This window comes from Advenella faeciporci, from assembly GCF_014652395.1.
GTDB classification, from domain to species: Bacteria; Pseudomonadota; Gammaproteobacteria; order Burkholderiales; family Burkholderiaceae_B; genus Advenella; species Advenella faeciporci.
This window is the reverse complement of the sequence record NZ_BMYS01000002.1, coordinates 149,646-169,776: the sequence shown is the minus strand read 5'-3', so window position 1 is coordinate 169,776 and position 20,131 is coordinate 149,646. Positions and strand designations below refer to the sequence as shown.

Below are 20,131 nucleotides of genomic sequence, written 5' to 3'. Positions count from 1 at the left end.
TCGACATGAGTAAATTGTTAGAAATTAAAGTGCCGGATATCGGAGATTTCAGTGAAGTTGAAGTCATTGAATTGCTGGTTGCCGTTGGAGATCGGGTAGAGGCTGAACAAAGCCTTGTAACAGTTGAATCAGACAAGGCTTCAATGGAAATTCCGTCCTCTGATTCAGGTATTGTTAAAAGCCTCAAAGTCAAAATTGGTGATAAAGTCAAAGAAGGCAGTGTCATTCTGGAGCTTGAAGCTGCAGATGATGCCGCTGTACAGGCTGCACCGGCAGCCGCTCCCGGACCCTCGGTCGCTGTCAGTCAGGATCCGGTCCAAACCACGGCAACGGTACCGTCAGCACCTGCAATGGAAGGGTCCATGGTAAATGTTGTCGTGCCCGATATCGGTGACTTCAGCGAGGTAGAGGTCATTGAGGTTCTGGTGTCTGTGGGTGATAAGGTAGAGGTTGAGTCAAGCCTGATCACCGTGGAATCTGACAAGGCTTCCATGGAAATCCCGTCTTCGCATGCAGGAACGGTAACTTCTGTTGCGGTGAAAGTGGGTGATAAGGTTGCCAAGGGTTCACTCATTCTGTCGCTTGGCACCAGCGGGACACAAGCCGCTGCCGCACCTGTGCCGGCACAGCCGGTGCAGGTGACCCAAGCCGTAGAAACCATGACAAAATTGCCCAGTTCAGACCGCATTGACGAGACCGCGGCAGTTCCTTCCGAATTCAGGGTTTCACCCACGGCTTCCTTTGCGCCAACCGCCATGCCAAGCCGCAACTTGCCCCATGCTTCTCCTTCCGTGCGCAAGTTTGCACGTGAACTTGGCGTGGATCTTGCGCAGGTGAAGGGAACGGGTGAGAAGAGCAGGATTACACAGGATGATGTTCGCAAGTATGTGAAGGCAACCTTGACGGCTGCCATGAGCACGCACTCCACCACGACCAGCTCAAGTGTTGGCGGTGGCTTGTCTGTTCTGGATTGGCCGAAAATTGACTTTGCCAAATTTGGTCCGGTTGAATCCAAACCCTTGTCTCGGATCAAGAAGATATCAGGTGCAAACCTGCATCGCAACTGGGTCATGATTCCTCATGTGACTAATAATGAAGAGGCGGATATTACCGAACTGGAAGCGCTTCGGGTGAAGCTGAACAAAGAGAATGAAAAAGCCGGTATCAAGTTCACCATGCTGGCATTCATTATCAAGGCGGTCGTTGCCTCCCTGAAAAAATTCCCGGAATTCAATGCTTCGCTTGATGGCGACCAGCTGGTGATGAAGAAGTATTACCACATCGGTTTTGCTGCTGATACGCCAAATGGATTGGTTGTGCCCGTTCTTAAAGATGCAGACAAGAAAAGCATTTCCGAAATCGCCAGGGAAACGGCAGAACTGGCCAAACTGGCCCGTGACGGCAAATTGTCTCCCTCACAGATGCAGGGCGGGTGTTTTACCATTTCTTCATTGGGTGGCATTGGGGGAACTTCATTTACGCCTATCATTAATGCGCCTGAAGTGGCCATTCTGGGTGTATGCCGTTCTTCGTACAAACCTGTCTGGAATGGCCAGGCCTTTGAGCCGCGTCTGACGATTCCCCTGTCATTATCCTACGATCACAGGGTTATCGATGGCGCCCTGGCTGCTCGTTTCAATGCCTATCTGGCCTCATTGCTGGCGGATTTCCGTCGGGTATTAATTTAAGGGCAGGGGGTTTGAAATGAGTCAAATTGAAGTCAAAGTACCCGATATTGGTGATTTTGAGAGCGTGGAAGTCATTGAGATCCTGGTGGCGCCCGGTGATGTGATTACCGAAGAACAAGGCCTGATCACCGTGGAATCAGACAAGGCCTCCATGGAAATCCCTTCTCCGGCCGCCGGAAAGGTGGTGGCGCTTAATATCAAGCTGGGTGACAAGATTGCGCAAGGCAGCGTGATTTTAACCCTTGAAAGCAGCGCTGCTGAGCCAAAAGCCGAGCCGGCTGCGGTCAGTGCGCCGCTTGCTGTGGCAACACCTGCCGCAGCGGCACCTGCCGTTAATGTGGCAGCCGTTTCTGCAGGCATGACAGAAGATGCCTGCGATGTTCTGGTGCTGGGTGCTGGCCCTGGCGGCTATTCAGCCGCTTTCCGTGCCGCAGATCTTGGCCTGAAAGTCGTGCTTGTAGAACGTTACGCCACCTTGGGTGGTGTATGCCTGAATGTGGGATGCATTCCGTCCAAGGCCTTGCTGCATAATGTGGCCGTGCTGGAAGAAGCCAGGAACCTGGCCGCCAATGGTATTGTTTTTGGTGAGCCGGTTATTGACCTGGACAAACTGCGTGGTTATAAAGACAGCGTCATCGGCAAGCTGACCGGTGGTTTGGCGGGTATGGCAAAGGCCCGTAAGGTGACTGTGATAACGGGTGTTGGCGAGTTTGCAGACAGTCACCACCTTTCCGTAACCAAACCGGATGGCACAACCCAGGTGCTGGCTTTTAAAAATGCCATTATTGCTGCCGGAAGCCAGTCGGTAAAGCTGCCTTTCCTGCCCAATGATCACCGTATTGTTGATTCAACCGGAGCCCTTGAGCTCAAGTCTATTCCCAAGAAAATGCTTATTGTTGGGGGGGGTATCATCGGGCTTGAAATGGGAACGGTGTATTCGGCACTGGGTGCCCGTCTTGATGTGGTTGAAATGCAGGATGGCCTAATGCAGGGCGCAGACCGTGATCTGGTAAAGGTCTGGCAAAAAATGAATGCCCCTCGTTTTGACAACATTATGTTGAAAACGAAAACGGTGGCCGCCGAAGCAAAAGAGGATGGTATTTGGGTAACGTTTGAGGGTGAAAGCGCGCCCAAAGAGCCGCAACGCTACGATTTGGTGTTGCAGGCAGTGGGACGTTCTCCAAACGGTAACAAAATCGGGGCTGAAAAGGCGGGCGTGCAGGTTAGCGACCGTGGTTTTATTGCGGTAGACCAGCAAATGCGCACCAATGTGCCTCATATTTATGCGATTGGGGATTTGGTGGGACAACCCATGCTGGCTCACAAGGCTGTTCATGAAGCCCATGTGGCTGCCGAAGTGATTGCCGGGCAGAAAAGCTTCTTTGATGCCAGGGTGATTCCTTCTGTTGCCTACACAGACCCTGAAGTGGCCTGGGTTGGACTGACTGAAGAACAGGCTAAAAAAGAGGGGATCAAGATTGAAAAAGGTCTTTTCCCCTGGGCAGCTTCAGGCAGGGCCATTGCCAATGGCCGTGATGAAGGGTTTACCAAGCTTATATTTGATGCGCAAACCCATCGTATCCTTGGTGGTGGCATTGTGGGGACTCATGCGGGTGACCTGATAAGCGAAGTGGCACTGGCGATTGAAATGGGGGCTGATATGGTGGATATTGGCAAGACCATTCACCCACACCCGACTTTAGGTGAGTCTATTGGCATGGCAGCGGAAGCGGCTCATGGCAGTTGCACCGACTTACCACCATCCAGACGCAAATAATTCTTTTTTGTTTCAGGATTAAAACTCTCTTATTTTCCGGTTTTACGGAAAATCAAGAGAGTTTTTTCTTGGTGTCGCTTAAAATGGCGGATTGACCGTTATGTTTTTATGTATATTGAAATGACTGCCGTACCTACTGAACAGCATTCTCTTGATGAATGGCTGGCTTATCTTGAATCCATTCATTCAACCTCCATCGATATGGGCCTGGATCGTGTCAATGAGGTGGCCAAACGCCTGGATATCGATTGGTCGGGCGTGAAAATTATCGTGGGTGGCACTAACGGCAAGGGCTCAACCTGTGCCATGCTAGAGTCCATCTACCTTGCGGCTGGCTATTCTGTGGGTATGTACACATCGCCACATTTGCTTCATTTCAATGAGCGTATCCGTTTGAATGGCATCATTGCAGATGATGCGTCTATCATTGCACAACTGGCCCATATAGAGAAAGTGCGCGCAGAGATTACGCTGACTTATTTTGAATACACAACGCTGGCGGCACTGCTGTTGTTCAAGCAGCATAATGTAGATATTGCCGTGCTTGAGGTGGGTCTGGGTGGTCGGCTTGATGCAGTCAATATTGTGGATGCCGATTGCTCTATTGTTACCAGCGTAAATATTGATCACACCCAGTGGCTGGGTAATACCCGGGAAGAAATCGGATTCGAAAAGGCGCATATTTTCAGGGCAGGCAAACCTGCTATTTGCAGTGACCCCGAGCCCCCTCAATCCCTTCTTGATTATGCCAATCGCATAGGCGCGGATTTATGGCTGTTCGGCAAAGATTTCAATTATTCAGGTGACAAGCAGCAATGGGCTTTTGCCGGGCGTACCCAACGCCGTAATGCCTTGGCCTATCCTGCTTTGCGGGGGGCAAACCAGCTGTTAAATGCATCTGCAGCGCTGGCGGCGATCGAATCACTTCGTAGCCGTCTTGCCGTGCCTATTCAGGCTATCCGTGAGGGTCTGCTGCAGGCATCTTTGCCAGGCCGTTTCCAGATCCTGCCAGGCCAGCCTACCGTCATTCTTGATGTTGCCCATAATCCGCACGCCGCTGCAGTATTGGCACACAATCTTGATGGCATGGCTTATTTTCCATACACCCATGGTGTAATTGGAATGCTGAATGACAAGGATTGTGAGGAGGTCATTAAAAAAATGGGGCGGCGCATTGATCATTGGTATTGCGCAAGTCTGCCTGGCGATCGGGCACGTTCAGGCCAGGATATTGCCACTAAAGTAACCGCACTTTTCCCTCCCGATAAAGACGGTTTGCCAACCGTTACGGTCCATGATACACCTGTAAGCGCGTATGAAGCGGCAAGGGAAAAAATGGCCAACGATGATAGAATTGTGGTTTTTGGTTCATTTGTAACGGTGGCTGCCGTTATGCAGAAGCTAAATAAAGGGTAAGTTGGCTGTAAAGTTAACGCTCAACAAGGATTTATATGGGATTGTTCAATTCACAAAATAACCAGAATCAACACCATCGGTCTCGTACGCGCATGAGCGAGTCAGAGCAGCAGGCGCTTAAAGCCAAGGCTCGCAACCGGCTGATTGGTGCCATTGTATTGATTATTTTGGCAATTATCGTGGTTCCTGCCGTTCTTAATACGAATGATACTCCTAATATCCAGCAATTGCCGCCTATGGCTCCCTTGGTGGCGGGCGGTAACAATGACGCTAATGTAGCTGGAACCCTTTCGGTAACAACCGCTCCGGGTGTCGAGTCCAATGGCAGCACCTCAACTTCCCAGCTTGTCAATACAGACGGGACAGTCTCAGGCGATCTTCAGGTAACCGGTTCGGTTGCCTCTGATACAGCTATTATTCCCGAACAAACACCAGGCACGCCTGTTGAGTCAGTTGCTTCGGGTACCGCCATTGTAGCCGGTACAGAAACCCAAAACCTGACAGGGCAAGAAACCCAAACGCCGGCACGTACCCCAGAGTCTAAAGAAGTCGTTAAAAAACAAGAGCCAGAGCGAACCAGGCCGGCTGAGGTAAAAAGACCCGATAATCGCATTACCATTAAAGAGGCTGAACGCACCGATGACGGATCCCGTGCGCTGGCTTTGCTGGAGGGGCGCAGTCCTTCAGTCAAGCCCAAAAGCTCTCCCAAGGTGACCAGTGGGAATTACTCCCTTCAAATCGCCTCTTACTCTTCATCCAAGGATGCACAGGATAGACGTGAAAAGTTAATGGCCTCTGGCGTTTCCAATGCTTATGTGCAAAGTGCCATGGTTAATGGCAAACAGCAATATCGTCTTCGCGTAGGCCCATTCAACTCACGGGAAGCGGCTCAGGCGGCACAAACCCGTTTGCGTACGCTGGGTTACGATAACGGGTTTATTTCAGCCAATTAAACCATTGTGACCGAATTTGATTATGTCGCGCTGGGCATTGTTGCCGTGTCCGGCCTGTTGGGGTTAATGAGAGGGTTCCTGAAGGAGTTTTTCTCATTGATTGCCTATGTTGTTGCATTTATTGGTGCTGCATGGTGGGGGCCTCATGTGTACCCTTGGTTTCAGGCATTTATTGATAATTCCCTTTTAAGCATGGGTATTGGTTATGGTCTGACCTTCATTGGTGTTTTGCTGGTGGTGGGTTTGCTTAACCTGACTCTTGGAACACTAATAGAAAAAACCGGTCTTGGTCCGGCAGATCAGGGGCTTGGTATTATATTTGGATTGGCGCGGGGCATTCTTATTGTCCTTGTGCTTGTCGTTATTGCGGGATACACTCCATTTCCCCAGGAGCAATGGTGGGTACATGCACGTTTTTCAGGGGCGGCAGTCAATCTGATCAAACAGATTGCGCAGTTATTGCCCGAGAATGTGGGGTCTTACCTGCCTTATCAGTAGTTTTCATCGTTAAAAATAGGTATACACAATATGTGTGGAATAGTCGGGATCGTCGGTCGTTCTCCTGTTAATCAATTGATATATGACAGCCTGCTTTTATTGCAGCATCGTGGCCAGGATGCTGCAGGTATTGCAACGGCAAACGGCAATAACTTTAATATGTTCAAAGCGCATGGTCTGGTCAGGGACGTGTTCAGAACACGTAACATGCGGTCATTGCCCGGCAATTCGGGCATTGGGCAGGTGCGTTACCCCACGGCAGGATCAAGTGACAGCCTTGAAGAGGCGCAGCCTTTCTATGTGAATGCACCGTTTGGCATCACTTTTGCCCATAACGGCAATCTGACCAACTGGCGTGAGTTGCGCGAATCCCTGTTCAAGGTGGATCGCCGTCACATCAATACCAATTCCGATTCCGAAGTACTGCTGAACGTACTTGCCAATGAATTGCAAAATGCATCGCATGGCATTTCCCTGGATACTGATACGATTTTCAAGGCGGTGTCCGCGCTCCATAAACGTGTGAAAGGCGCCTATACCGTTATCGCCCATATTGCCGGTTACGGTATGCTGGCTTTTCGTGATCCGTTTGGCATTCGTCCATTATGTCTGGGCCGTTCAGAGTCCGAACAGGGAACCGAGTGGATCGTTGCCTCAGAGTCTGTTGCCATTGAAGGAATCGGGTTTGATTTCGTTCGTGATGTGCAGCCTGGTGAGGCGGTCTTTATCGATCTTGACGGGAACGTTACCTCTCAGCAGTGTGCTGAAAACCCTGTCTTGACACCCTGCCTGTTCGAGTATGTATACTTTGCCAGGCCTGATTCAACCATTGATGGGATAAACGTTTATAACGCCCGACTAAAAATGGGGGAATATCTGGCGATCAAAGTTGCCAAACAATTGCGTTTAAGTGATATTGACGTGGTTATGCCTATCCCTGATTCCTCACGGCCTGCCGCCATGGAGCTGGCATCTCATCTTAAGCTGGAATACCGCGAAGGGTTCATCAAGAACCGTTATGTGGGGCGGACGTTTATTATGCCCGGTCAGGCAGTGCGTAAAAAATCCGTGCGCCAAAAATTGAACGCCATGAGCATGGAGTTCAAGGGTAAAAATATTTTGCTTGTTGATGATTCTATTGTGCGTGGTACCACAAGTCGTGAGATTGTGGATATGGCCAGGGCAGCGGGTGCCAATAAAGTGTATTTTGCATCGGCCGCGCCAGCTGTGCGCTATCCAAATGTGTATGGTATTGATATGCCTTCACAGGATGACCTGATCGCAACTGGAAGAACACCCGAGGAAGTGGCCAAGGAAATTGGAGCTGACGGCCTGGTATATCAGGATCTTGCAGATCTTAAACAGGCTATTCATGATTTAAACCCTAATATTAACCAGTATGAGGCTTCTTGCTTTGATGGAAAATATGTGACAGGCGATATCGATGAGGCTTACTTAAAGCGTCTTCACGACACCCGTCACCAAGAGAACAGCAATACAGAGCCGCAGGGTGGTTTGCAGTTCAATATGGGTTACGCAGCCAATAACGGCTCAAACTATTAGGCCATATTGCTTCATTGGGCAGTGTTGTTTTTTCTGAATAACACTGCCAATGAGGCAATAACAATGACAGCAAATAACAGCAGGCTCCAGATGGCGTATTCAACGCCCAATAACTCTGCCCGGGCGTCCATGCAGGTGGCGTAAATGCCAAACAGCCATGGTATGGCAGCATCCAGGCCGGTTGTTTTGGCCATAAACCGGTCGGCAAACGTCATGTCGCAGGAAAACATCTCAGAGGCTACGCTATATTGGTACCACGCAGCAAGAACGCCGCAAACGCCCAGCCCCCATACAGTAAAGGCAAGCATCTTTTTGGCAATGGTTGAACTGAAAAAATTGGCCAGCAGACAAACGGCGGCAATCGTCAGAAATATCAGACGTTGCAAAACACACCAGGCACACGGAGGCATATCAAGAAAATGCTGACAGAACAAGGCAATGCCAACAGCAGCCAGGCAGGCTAATGCAACTGTATTTAGTATTTTTTGTGTCACGGGTAAACCTTTTTCAGGAATGAAGTTTGGCAATATCGCCTGAAAGAGACATTATAAGCTCGTATGCGCCATTCCAGACAATTTGAACGCCAATGCAAAGCAGTATAAAGGCGGACAGCCGCATGAAAACCGCCGTTCCGGTAGAACCGAGTTTATAGAGAAATTGTGCGGCATAGCGCAAGCAAAGATACACAATAATTGCAACAAACAAAATGCCTGTGAGGGTTCCTGTTAAGTTAAGCAGGCTATAGGCTGGACTGGAACTTTGAATGGTGGCGCCAATTGTGATGGCGGCGGAAATGCTTCCCGGTCCGCAGGTGATGGGAAAGGTTAACGGAAAAAAAGCATGTGCCTTGACTTTTTCCATGGTGAATTGCTCGGCCAGTTTTTCTGCATGAACCGTGTCGTTGTCTTTGGCATTAAGTAACTGCCATGCACTGGCTACCACCAGAATCCCACCGGCCACCCTTACAATAGGCAAGGAAATGCCAAAGAAGCTCAGGACAATATTTCCACCCACAGTTGCGCAAACAAGCATGATAAGTACGTTAATGGCAATTCTTTTCGCCAGGATGGCACGTGTTGCACTACTGGCGCCACTGGTCATTGTCCAGAAGATGGGTGTGACTGCGGGAGGGTTTACGAGTGGCAGCAAGGTACCCACAACAAACAGGAAACTGCGGCCTATAAAATAAACATACTCGTTAATCATCATTTGATGCGGGCATCCGGATAGGTAAGGGTTTTCAGGGTTTCAAGCAGGTCGCGTTCAAACAGCAGTTGTGTGCGGGGGTTTTCAAGTGTAACGCCATCAAGGATGAAAACGTCTTCCACTCGCTCGCCCAAGGTCATGACTTTGGCCATTTGAAGATTGATGTTGTGCCTGCTGAAAGTGGAGGCAAGGCTGTATAGTATACCCGGAGTATCCGTGGCTGTAATTGAAAGTCGCCAGGACTTGCTGTGTTCGTCTGGCTGTAACTCTATGCTGGGTACAATAGGAAAGGTTCGTGATCGACGAACGCCTGCCGTCATGCTGAACCGGGTTCTTCGCTTAAGCACGCACTGAAAGTCTTCAAGCTGTTTTTTTGTGATTTTATCAGCAAGACCATGTTCAATAATCGGCACATAAGAACGGGTATCCTCTCCAAATGCAAGGCTTTCAATGATAAAACTGTCAAGTGCATAGCCTTCATTGCTGGTGTGGATGCGGGCATCAAGAATATTAATCTGGTTTTCGTAGAAATAGGAACAGATCAATTCAAACAGGTTTTCCTTGTCTTTGGTATAAACAAGCAGCTGAATTCCTTCGTTTTTGTCGGTGGGTCGGGCTTTCACAACGGTCTGTTCGGTAGATACCGACTTATATAACTGCCGCGTATGCCAGGCAATTTCCAGGGGTTCGTGACGCAGGAAGTAAGCGACATCCATTTTTAACCAAAATGCATCCCTGTCTTCATCATCCAGCCCTGCAAGACTGATTAATGCCATGGCTTCATTTTTACGTTGTGCCAAAATGCTGCTACGGTCCAGTTGCGCACCACCCAGCGCTGCCAATGCATGGTTATACAGATCCTCAAGCAGCTTGCCTTTCCAGGCGCTCCAGACTTTCGGGCTGGTCCCACGGATATCAGCCACGGTAAGCAGATAAAGCGCGCTCAGGTAGCGTTCTGTTTTTACCAAATCAACAAAATCCCGTATAACCTGCGGGTCAGATAAGTCCTGCTTTTGGGCGACCCGGGACATGACAAGATGGTTCTCGACCAGAAACTCAACCAGGCGGGCGTCTTCCGGCTCAAGTTTGTGATCTTTTGCAAATTTTCGGACTTCAACCGCACCCAGTTCGGAATGATCACCACCTCGTCCTTTGGCGATATCGTGAAAAAGTGCGGCCACATACAGTAGCCAGTGTTTTTCAAAATAAGCAATCAGGTGGCTGGCCAGCGGATATTCACGGGCATGCTCAGGCATGGTGAAGCGTCGCAGATTGCGAATGACCATCAAAGTGTGCTGGTCTACGGTGTATACGTGAAATAAATCATGTTGCATCTGGCCCACTACGTTTTTGAAGGCAGGGATGTACATGGGCAGTACATTCAGCATTGTCATGCGTCGCAGGTTATGTACAATGCCTGTGGGAGATTGCAGGATTTGTAAAAAAAAACGCCGGTTTACCGGGTTGCGCCTGAACTGGGCATCTATCCTGAAGCGTGAGCTCCAGATGGCCCGTTGTGTACGCACGGTCATGTCGGTCAGTTCAGGGTGTTGCTGCATGACCAGAAATGATTTTAACAATAATTGGGGTTTGCGCTCGAAGGCATCATCCGCCTTGATGTCTAGCCTTTGCTGGATGCTGCAAAAATCCTCATCAATATCCACGCGCATGGCATTGGTAACAGGAAAAAAATAGTCCTGAAAGTTTTGCATCATGAATTGGGTGAGCTGGTAAACAATACGCGCAGAATTGTAATATCGCTGCATGAGTACTTCGCTGGGGCGTTTGCTGCCTTGGGATTTTATTTTATAAATTTCAGCCAGTACCGGTTGGGTATGAAACAGCAGTCGATCATCGCGCTTGTTGGCCAGTAAATGAAGTTCAATCCGAAGCCGCTTGAATTCCTGCTCCGCTTTTTTCAATTTACTGGATTCATCATCGGTCATGAGTCCGGCAGTGACCAGATTTCGCCAGCTTGGGCCCATTCCGGCAGCTTTGGCAAGCCAATGTATTTGCTGCAGATCCCTGTGGCCGCCCGGTGATTCCTTGCAGTTGGGCTCAAGAGAATAGGGTGTGTCATTGAAGCGGGCATGGCGCTGTTGTAATTCAAGCCTTTTTGCCAGATAAAATTCACGCGGGTTAAGTTGGGCATGAAATTTTCTATCCAGTTCAAGAGCCAGTTTACGGTTGCCCAGGACAAAGCGCAATTCAAGCAATGAGGTCTCTATTGTTATGTCGGTTTTCGATATTTCAAGACATTGTTCTATGGTTCGCACGCTATGCCCAATTTCCAGGCCAAGATCCCACAACATTGCGATAAAAGATTCAAGCTCGATTTTTTCTTTTGGTTCAGGCTCTTGTCTAAGCAAGATAAGAATATCAATATCGGAAAACGGGTAGAGTTCTCCGCGCCCATATCCACCTACAGCGCAAAGGACGGCATTTTGGGGAAGCGGATGGAGTATGACCAGGTTTTTAAATGCCTGGTCTACGATTTTACGCAGCGATACCAGCAAAGTATCCGGTCTTATCTTTTGTTGCCTGTATAAGTCAAACAGATGCCCTTGCTGTTCGTTAAGCTGTTGTTTAACAAGGAGTGCTTTGCTGGGGATATTCATTTTTTATTGCTTGATAAAAGAGGGTGGCGCTGGCATGCCAGGAGAGGTGGTAAGCACTTCGTAGCCGGTTTCAGTAACAATGAGCGTATGTTCCCATTGCGCTGAAAGGCTATGATCACGTGTTACGACAGTCCATTGGTCTGCCAGAATTCGTGATTCTTTGCGGCCTGCGTTAATCATGGGTTCTATGGTAAAAACCATGCCTTTTTCAAGTTTTTGTCCTTCACCGGGTTTGCCAAAGTGCAATATCTGTGGTTCTTCATGGAAATTGCGTCCTACACCATGCCCGCAATATTCACGCACCACTGAAAATCCGTTGGCTTCAGCGTGTTTTTGAATGGCATGGCCAATATCGCCAATGGTGGCACCGGGTTTGACTTGCTGGATGCCAAGCCACATGCACTCATAGGTGTTTTCAATAAGGCGTTTTGCCAAAATTGAAGGAGGGCCGACATAAAACATGCGGCTCGTGTCGCCATACCAACCGTTTTTGATCACCGTGACATCAATATTAAGTATGTCTCCGTTTTTGAGCTTTTTTTCTCCCGGGATGCCATGGCAAATCACATGATTCACAGAAATGCAGACACTGCCGGGGTAGGGGGGGTGCCCTGGCGGTGCGTAGCCAATAGTGGCCGATTTAACCTTCAGGACATCGGTCATGTAAGCCAGACACAGTCGGTCGATTTCACCGGTTGTTACACCTGCCTTGACGAAAGGAGCAATATAATCCAAAACAGAGGCGGCTGTTTGGCAGGCGTCCCGCATTTGGTCGATATCAGTTTGATTTGTTAAAATTGGCATAACCGCTTGAGTAAATAATAAAAAAGATAGTAGAATGGTGGGCTTACCTGAAATTGCCGGGTAAGTGTGTGGTGAAAAACATAGATTGTACCACTTATTTTTATTTTCAATTAAGCAGTAAATCGCGTGTATTTTTTCCTAGGGTGTTGATTTTAAAAGATAAGTCAATGCTGAAAATACACAGGAACTAACCCTTTGGAGTTTTTATATCATGTCATTAATGCGTGAAATGCTGGAAGCAGGTGTGCACTTTGGTCACCAAACCCGTTACTGGAATCCTAAAATGTCTCAGTACATTTTTGGTAGCCGTAACAAAATTCACATTATCAACCTGGAAAAAACCGTAGGCAACTACCTGGAAGCAATGAAATTTGTTCGCCAGACAACCGCTCGCGGCGGTAAAGTCCTGTTTGTTGGTACAAAACGTGCTGCACGTGAAACAATTGCAGCAGAAGCCGCACGCGCAGGCATGCCTTATGTTGACAGTCGCTGGTTGGGCGGCATGATGACCAACTTTAAAACTGTCAAAAGCTCTATCAAGCGCCTGAAAGAAATGGAAGCTGCCGTTGCTGATGGCAGCACCGAGCGCATGAGCAAGAAAGAAGCCCTGATGTTCGAACGCGAACTGGAAAAACTGAACAAATCCATCGGTGGTATCAAAGACATGAATACCCTTCCTGATGTTTTGTTCGTTATTGACGTTGGCTACCACAAAATTGCCATCCAGGAAGCCCGTACGCTGGGTATTCCGGTTGTTGCCATTGTTGATACCAATCACTCACCGGATGGCATCGATTACGTTATTCCCGGTAACGATGACTCTGCCAAAGCAATCGCCCTTTATGCAAAAGGCGTGGCTGACGCTGCCCTTGAAGGTCGTGAGCAAAGCCTGAATGGTCTTGTTGAGACCATTGTTGAGGCCGAGGAAGAGTTTGTTGAAGAAGTTCAGGAAGACGACAACAACTAATATGACAGCATCTTGCCTAATATTCATTTGTCATGAAAATCGGGTATGTTGTCAATTGATCCCGCGAGGCTGATCAATTATATTTGTAAATTCAATTCGCCCCGCCCAGTCGGGGCGACTTTAAAAATACTGGAGTAAAAATGGCTGCGATTACTGCTGCGATGGTAAAGGAACTGCGCGAGAAAACAGATGCGCCCATGATGGAGTGCAAAAAAGCACTGACAGAAGCTGATGGAGATCTGGCACGTGCCGAGGAAATCCTGCGGATCAAATTGGGTAGCAAAGCCAGCAAGGCTGCTTCACGTGTTACCGCTGAAGGTCTGGTTGGTCTTTTTATTGCTGAAGATGGCAAGACGGGTGCTGTTGTTGAAATTAACTGCGAAACCGATTTTGTGGCAAAAAATGACGACTTCATTAACTTCGTCAACCAAATGGCTGAGCTGATTGCCAAACAAAATCCCGCTGATGTTGATGCGCTGTCTGCCTTGCCATTTGCTGAGGGTACCGTAGAATCCACACGTTCAGCCCTGATCGGCAAAATCGGTGAAAATATGTCTATTCGCCGTTTCCAGCGGATTGAAACCGAAAACCTGTTGGCCAGCTACGTTCACGGTGGTCGTATTGGTGTGTTGGTTGAGTTCTCCGGTGACCAGGAAGTGGGTAAAGACTTGGCCATGCATATTGCCGCCACCAAGCCTAAAGCTATCGATGCCAGCGGCGTGCCTGCCGAGGAAATCGAAAAAGAGCGCTCTGTGGCAGAGCAAAAAGCCTCAGAGTCTGGCAAACCTGCTGATATCGTCACCAAAATGGTTGAAGGTTCTATTGCCAAGTTCCTTAAGGAAGTTACCTTGCTGACCCAGCCATTCGTTAAAAACGACAAGCAAACGGTTGAGCAAATGCTGAAAGAGAAAAAAGCTTCCATCTCCAGCTTTGCCATGTTTGTGGTTGGTGAAGGTATCGAGAAGCAGGTTACCGATTTTGCTGCCGAGGTTGCTGCCGCTACCGGTAACTAAATCAAGCATTTTCGCCTGATAAAAATAATCCCCTTTTAAGGGGATTATTTTTGAAAACTGCAAAAGTCCTGTTCCGGACTTGTTACAATAGCATGTTAATTTTTTTAAGGATGCCTTGGCATGAGTGGCAATAAATTTAAACGCGTTCTTTTAAAGCTTTCTGGCGAAGCCTTGATGGGTGAAGATGCGTATGGCATTAATCGCGCAACGATTATTCGCATGACGGAAGAAATTGCTGAAGTTGCAAAATTGGGAATAGAGCTTTCCATTGTCATTGGCGGAGGTAATATTTTTCGTGGTGTGGCGCCCGGAGCCCAAGGCATGGACAGGGCAACTGCAGACTATATGGGCATGATGGCAACGGTCATGAACGCCCTGGCACTGCAAGATGCACTTAAAAACCACGGTGTTGTTGCACGGGTGCAATCCGCCCTGAATATTGATCAGGTAGTAGAGCCTTACATTCGACCCAAGGCATTGCGCTATCTGGAAGAGAAAAAAGTGGTTATTTTTGCTGCAGGCACAGGAAATCCTTTTTTCACCACTGATACCGCCGCCGCATTACGCGGTGCTGAAATGGGTGTTGAAATTGTCATGAAAGCTACAAAAGTTGATGGCATTTATTCTGCTGACCCAAATAAAGACCCTACTGCCACAAAATATTCACGCATCAGTTTTGATGAGGTAATTACACGTCGACTTGAAGTGATGGATGCAACGGCATTTGCTTTGTGTCGTGACCAGAAACTTCCTATCATGGTTTTTTCAATTAATAAGCCAGGTGCCCTGAAAAGAGCTGTTTGCGGTGAAGATGAAGGCACGTTAGTTCACGTATAAAGGATATGCAATGAGTATTTCAGAAGTTAAAAAATCAGCTGAAACCAGGATGAATAAATCCATTGAAACGCTGAAAAACAATTTGTCAAAAATTCGTACCGGTCGCGCTACTGCCGCGCTGCTCGATCACGTTCAGGTTGACTACTATGGTTCAATGGTTCCCGTCAGCCAGGTTGCTGCCGTTAACGTGATTGATGCGCGCACTCTTAGTGTTCAACCATGGGAAAAGCACATGGCGGCACCTTTGGAAAAGGCGATTCGTGAATCTGATCTTGGCCTGAATCCTGTTGCGTTGGGTGAGCTTTTGCGTGTACCAATGCCCGCCTTAACAGAAGAACGTCGCCGTGATCTGACTAAAGTGGTCAAAAACGAAGGTGAGGATGCTAAAATTGCAATACGTAACCTGCGTCGTGATGCTAACGACACCTTCAAGAAAATGGTGAAAGATAAAGAAATCTCAGAGGACGATGAACGTCGTGGTCAGGATGATATCCAGAAAATGACAGATAAATTCGTTGCTGAAATTGATACCCTGGTTTCTCAAAAAGAAGCCGAAATCATGAAAGTTTAAGCGTTGGCTTATATTTTTACATTAATTGAAATTTGCCAATGATTCAAAGTTCGACACTTGATATTCCGGATACCCATGATGTGCCAAAGCACATCGCCATTATCATGGATGGTAATGGCCGTTGGGCAACCGACCGAAAAATGCCTCGTACGGCAGGGCATGTCCGTGGCGTGCAGGCAGTACGCAAAGTTGTCGAGCACTGCGCTAAAAGCGGCGTCAGTTACCTGACCTTGTTTGCATTCAGTTCAGAAAACTGGCGCCGTCCCAAAGATGAAGTCTCGTTGCTCATGCGCCTTTTTATTCGCACGCTAGAGCGGGAAGTCAAGCGCCTGAATGAAAATGGCATCTGCCTGAAGATCGTGGGTGATTTGTCCCAGTTTGAGCCAAAATTGCAGCAACTGATTCTTCAGTCGCAGGAAAAAACCAGTGGCAACACTAAAATGACCCTGACGATTGCGGCCAATTACGGTGGTCGCTGGGATATCCTGCAGGCAATAAAGCGTCTTATTGTGGAAAATCCGCAGGCGGTTCAGGTGCCAGAATTAATCAATGAGCAGCTGCTTAACAGCTATCTTGCCATGTCCTGGGCACCAGAACCCGACCTGTTTATCAGAACGGGCGGTGAAAGCCGCATTTCAAATTTTATGATTTGGCAGCTGGCTTACACCGAGCTTTACTTTACCAATACTTATTGGCCAGACTTCAAAGAAAAAGATCTGGAGTTGGCTTTTGAGTGGTACCGGGGACGTGAGCGCCGGTTTGGGCGCACCAGCGCCCAGCTTAAAATAAAATAACAAGGGGGCATTCATGCTCGGCCAAAGAGTCATAACGGCCATTATTCTTTTGGCGGTTCTGGTCGCTGTTGTTTCAATACCAAATCCGGTATATTTTAACTGTTTTGTCAGCCTGGCCGCTTCGGCGGCTTTTTGGGAATGGTTGCGGCTTACTTTGCCTAAAGCATGTAAAGGTAAAGGAATTGAGTATGCCGGGGGCATAATTCTTTTCATGCTGTTTTTGGGCGGTTCCATTTTCCCGCCTGAAATAATAGCTGATGACACGCCTTATTTATCCCTATTCAACGAAGCTGGCCTGTTTTTCGTTGTGCTTAGTGCATTTGTATGGCTGTTGCTCATTCCCATTGTGCTTTATCGGGCCCGACTTGATCCCCCGGGAAAAAATTTCTTACATGCCTTATTTGGTTTTGTCACCATTGTGGCAACCTGGTATGCCATTATTACCATGTATCTTATTCATGGGGCCTGGTTTGTTTTCTCTTACCTGATTCTAATTTGGTGTGCCGATATTTTTGCTTACTTTGGTGGTAAATATTTTGGCGGTGCAAAACTTGCGCCCAAAATCAGTCCGGGAAAAACCCGTTCGGGCGCTGTGTGCGGAATTTTGGCATCCATGATCTGGATGCTGGCCAGTGCTTTCATCGAGAACAGTTTTTCTTATTTTATGCTACAGCAGTCTTCCATTTTGCTAATACCCGCAGTGGGTTTGCTGCTGGCAGTTTATTCCATTTTTGGAGACCTGTATGAGTCGCTCCTGAAGCGACGGGCGGGTTTCAAGGATTCCAGTAATTTGTTGCCTGGTCATGGCGGTGTCTGGGATCGACTGGACTCAGTATTGTCAGTCAGTCCGATTGCAATGTTGATCTGGTATTTACTTATTCATTGATTTATTATGCAAAACATAGCGATATTTGGTGCCACCGGCTCCATTGGCGATAGTACGCTGGATGTTATTCGAAAACATGCAGACCGTTTTTCCGTATATGCACTCAGCGCTCATAGTCGTATTCGCAAATTGCTTGAACTTTCTCTGGTTCATCATCCGAAGGTTGTCATCGTTCCTGATGATGTCGCTGATAAAACATTCAGGCAGCTTTGGCCTTCAGGTGTAAGCATGCCTGAAATCCGTATTGGCTCAGAAGGACTGTGCGAGACGGCCCGTGATCCTGAAGCGGATACGGTGGTTGCCGCTATTGTGGGAACGGCCGGTTTACCCTCTGCTTTTGCAGCAGCACAGGCTGGCAAGCGGATCTTGTTAGCCAACAAAGAAGCACTGGTTGCTGCGGGTTCCCTGTTCATGGAAACAGTGAAAAAAAACAATGCCACTTTGTTACCGCTTGATAGTGAACACAATGCCATTTTTCAATGTCTTCCCAATGGCAAATACAATTCACAGGTCAAGCGCCTTATTCTGACCGCTTCAGGCGGACCGTTTCGCAATATTGATCCTGCCGGCCTTTCTGCGGTAACCCCCGAGCAGGCATGCAAGCATCCTAATTGGTCAATGGGGCGAAAAATATCCATTGACTCGGCAACCATGCTAAATAAAGGTCTTGAGGTGATAGAAGCCAAATGGATGTTTGATGTTGATGCTTCCAGAATAGATGTTCTGGTCCATCCGGAAAGTACGATTCATTCCATGGTTGAATATATCGACGGATCATTGTTGGCCCAATTGGGTAATCCTGATATGCGCATTCCCATTTCTTATGCTTTAGGTTACCCGGACAGGATTGAAAGCAATACCGAAAGCTTTGATTTTTCACGTTTGCTGCAGCTTAATTTTGAGTTGCCCGATTACCAGAGGTTTCCCTGTCTTCGACTTGCCTTTGATGCATTAAAATCAAGCCAGTCAGACTGTGTGGTGCTTAATGCTTCCAACGAGGTGGCGGTTGATTATTTCCTGAAAAACAAAATAAAATTTACCGATATCGCAGTTACTATTGAAAAAATGCTTGATGGATTTGCCGGAACTGTCAAAGGCTCTTTGTGTCACATAGATGATGTCTTCGAGCTTGATGCCTTGGCTAGAAGCCATACCAGTGAATTGTTAAACACTACTCATTGACCAGCCTGGGGATCTTGATGCTTTTTAATCTGCTTTTTTTTATTATTACTATCAGCGTTGTGGTTGTGTTCCACGAGCTGGGGCATTATCTTGCCGCTCGGTATTACAACGTGAGAGTAGAGCGTTTTTCTCTTGGTTTTGGGAAAATCCTCTTCAAAAAAACCGATAAACATGGTACCGAATGGGCAGTTTCGGCCTTGCCTCTGGGGGGTTATGTAAAACCGCTTGCAGAGCCGCCTGTGGGCGCCAGTCCACGGGAAGCCGCACGGGCGATTAGTCAAAAAACACCTTGGCAACGGTTTGTCATATTTGCTGCGGGCCCTTTCTTCAGTTTTTTGCTGGCCATTATTATTTATTCCGGTATGAAAATAAGCGGGACAACAGAACCCGTTCCGTATCTTGCACAGCCAGCGCCTGAAACCGCTGCCTATATGGCTGGAATTGATGGCGGAGACAGGGTGTTGGCAGTAAATGGGGTTGACGTGCAGGGGTGGGCTGAGGCCCGTTTGGCCCTACTTGAGCCGCTTGCCTCGGGTGCTGAAACCACGCTTGCACTTCAGGCCCAAAATGGTGCTGTACGTGATGTGTCCATACAATTTCCCAAGGTAACAGGTACGCTGGAAGGTGTTGATTTGATGGGGCAGGCGGGCCTTGCCTTAATGGCGCCAAAGCCCCGTGTGGCCAATGTCCTTGATGACGGGGCAGGGCAGCAGGCCGGACTTAAGGATGGGGACCTGGTTTTACGTGCAGGTTCCCATGAAGATATAAGTATTACCGGTTTGATTAAGCTAATACAGGAAAGTCCTGATAAAACCCTGACCTTGCTAATTTCAAGGGATAGCACCGAGTTGTCGCTTAATATTACCCCGCGCGCAGAATTTAATGAAAATGGTCAGGCCATAGGCAAAATCGGGGTCGCTTTTTCAGGTCAATACCCGACGCTAACCGTGCGCTACGGTATTTTTGAAAGTGTATACCTGGCAACGGTGCAAACCTTTGATACCGCCTGGTTCTCTTTGAAAATGCTGGGCAAAATGGTAATGGGACAGCTTTCATGGAAGAATATCAGTGGCCCCATCGCAATAGCCGATTATGCCGGTCAGTCCGCTCAGGTTGGTCTCGATAAATTCATTGAGTTTATTGCGCTTATCACTGTCAGTATTGGCGTCTTGAATCTTATTCCAATTCCCGGGCTGGATGGTGGTCAAATGGTTTTCTGCCTGATAGAAATGGTTAGAAAAAAAGCCCTGTCGGAACAGGTTCAGGAAAAAAGCCTGATGGTTGGATATTCATTATTGCTGTTTTTAATGATATTTGCATTTGTAAATGACATTGCCCGTGTTTTATGAGATTTTGAT

The 20,131-nt window shown here is 48.0% G+C and carries 18 protein-coding genes; 14 read left to right on the top strand and 4 right to left on the bottom strand.

What is annotated here, in order from left to right; all coding sequences use genetic code 11:
- Positions 1-5: 5 nt before the first annotated feature.
- The 6 genes from aceF to purF all read left to right on the top strand — a co-directional run bounded on the left by aceF (position 6) and on the right by purF (position 7,895).
- Positions 6-1,688 carry a dihydrolipoyllysine-residue acetyltransferase gene (gene aceF / locus IE074_RS02620; protein WP_189383887.1) on the top strand — a complete coding sequence of 561 codons (1,683 nt, stop codon included), beginning with the start codon at positions 6-8 and terminating at the stop codon, positions 1,686-1,688.
- A 16-nt stretch (positions 1,689-1,704) separates the two neighbouring features.
- Positions 1,705-3,465: a dihydrolipoyl dehydrogenase gene (gene lpdA, locus IE074_RS02615; protein ID WP_189383886.1), complete on the top strand. Its 1,761-nt coding sequence runs from the start codon at positions 1,705-1,707 to the stop codon at positions 3,463-3,465.
- A gap of 120 nt (positions 3,466-3,585) precedes the next feature.
- Positions 3,586-4,881: a bifunctional tetrahydrofolate synthase/dihydrofolate synthase gene (gene folC, locus IE074_RS02610; protein WP_189383885.1), complete on the top strand. Its 1,296-nt coding sequence runs from the start codon at positions 3,586-3,588 to the stop codon at positions 4,879-4,881.
- A gap of 35 nt (positions 4,882-4,916) precedes the next feature.
- On the top strand, positions 4,917-5,834 hold the full coding sequence (locus IE074_RS02605; protein WP_229793860.1) for an SPOR domain-containing protein: 918 nt from the start codon (positions 4,917-4,919) through the stop codon (positions 5,832-5,834).
- A gap of 6 nt (positions 5,835-5,840) precedes the next feature.
- Positions 5,841-6,332, top strand: a complete 492-nt coding sequence (locus tag IE074_RS02600) for a CvpA family protein (protein ID WP_189383884.1) — start codon at positions 5,841-5,843, stop codon at positions 6,330-6,332.
- Between the two features lie 30 nt (positions 6,333-6,362).
- A complete protein-coding gene (gene purF / locus IE074_RS02595; RefSeq protein ID WP_189383883.1) occupies positions 6,363-7,895 on the top strand; it encodes an amidophosphoribosyltransferase in 1,533 nt (510 codons plus the stop codon).
- An 11-nt stretch (positions 7,896-7,906) separates the two neighbouring features.
- Here the strand turns inward: purF and IE074_RS02590 are convergent, their stop codons facing one another.
- Genes IE074_RS02590 through map form a run of 4 tightly spaced genes read right to left on the bottom strand, consistent with a single transcriptional unit; the run spans position 7,907 to position 12,523 of the window.
- Positions 7,907-8,389, bottom strand: coding sequence for a disulfide bond formation protein B (locus IE074_RS02590; protein WP_189383882.1), 483 nt, complete (start codon positions 8,387-8,389; stop codon positions 7,907-7,909).
- A gap of 13 nt (positions 8,390-8,402) precedes the next feature.
- Positions 8,403-9,104 (bottom strand): MarC family protein, encoded by a 702-nt coding sequence (locus IE074_RS02585; RefSeq protein ID WP_189383881.1) that lies wholly within the window; start codon positions 9,102-9,104, stop codon positions 8,403-8,405.
- A complete protein-coding gene (locus IE074_RS02580; protein WP_189383880.1) occupies positions 9,101-11,719 on the bottom strand; it encodes a [protein-PII] uridylyltransferase in 2,619 nt (872 codons plus the stop codon). The genes IE074_RS02585 and IE074_RS02580 overlap by 4 nt, the downstream gene beginning before the upstream one ends.
- Before the next feature lie 3 nt (positions 11,720-11,722).
- Positions 11,723-12,523, bottom strand: a complete 801-nt coding sequence (gene map / locus IE074_RS02575; RefSeq protein WP_189383879.1) for a type I methionyl aminopeptidase — start codon at positions 12,521-12,523, stop codon at positions 11,723-11,725.
- Between the two features lie 211 nt (positions 12,524-12,734).
- Here map and rpsB point away from each other — a divergent pair, with 211 nt between their 5' ends.
- The 8 genes from rpsB (at position 12,735) to rseP (ending at position 20,122) form a co-directional block, all read left to right on the top strand.
- Positions 12,735-13,490, top strand: a complete 756-nt coding sequence (rpsB, locus tag IE074_RS02570) for a 30S ribosomal protein S2 (RefSeq protein WP_189383878.1) — start codon at positions 12,735-12,737, stop codon at positions 13,488-13,490.
- A gap of 140 nt (positions 13,491-13,630) precedes the next feature.
- On the top strand, positions 13,631-14,503 hold the full coding sequence (gene tsf / locus IE074_RS02565; protein ID WP_189383877.1) for a translation elongation factor Ts: 873 nt from the start codon (positions 13,631-13,633) through the stop codon (positions 14,501-14,503).
- A gap of 120 nt (positions 14,504-14,623) precedes the next feature.
- Positions 14,624-15,340: a UMP kinase gene (gene pyrH, locus IE074_RS02560; protein ID WP_189383876.1), complete on the top strand. Its 717-nt coding sequence runs from the start codon at positions 14,624-14,626 to the stop codon at positions 15,338-15,340.
- 10 nt (positions 15,341-15,350) lie between these two features.
- Complete coding sequence (gene frr, locus IE074_RS02555) at positions 15,351-15,911, top strand: ribosome recycling factor (RefSeq protein WP_189383875.1); 561 nt, start codon at positions 15,351-15,353, stop codon at positions 15,909-15,911.
- A 38-nt stretch (positions 15,912-15,949) separates the two neighbouring features.
- On the top strand, positions 15,950-16,705 hold the full coding sequence (gene uppS / locus IE074_RS02550; protein ID WP_189383874.1) for a polyprenyl diphosphate synthase: 756 nt from the start codon (positions 15,950-15,952) through the stop codon (positions 16,703-16,705).
- Positions 16,706-16,718: 13 nt separating this feature from the next.
- Complete coding sequence (locus tag IE074_RS02545) at positions 16,719-17,591, top strand: phosphatidate cytidylyltransferase (RefSeq protein ID WP_189383873.1); 873 nt, start codon at positions 16,719-16,721, stop codon at positions 17,589-17,591.
- A gap of 6 nt (positions 17,592-17,597) precedes the next feature.
- Positions 17,598-18,773 carry a 1-deoxy-D-xylulose-5-phosphate reductoisomerase gene (locus IE074_RS02540; RefSeq protein WP_189383872.1) on the top strand — a complete coding sequence of 392 codons (1,176 nt, stop codon included), beginning with the start codon at positions 17,598-17,600 and terminating at the stop codon, positions 18,771-18,773.
- Between the two features lie 17 nt (positions 18,774-18,790).
- Positions 18,791-20,122 carry an RIP metalloprotease RseP gene (gene rseP, locus IE074_RS02535; protein ID WP_189383871.1) on the top strand — a complete coding sequence of 444 codons (1,332 nt, stop codon included), beginning with the start codon at positions 18,791-18,793 and terminating at the stop codon, positions 20,120-20,122.
- Positions 20,123-20,131: the final 9 nt, after the last annotated feature.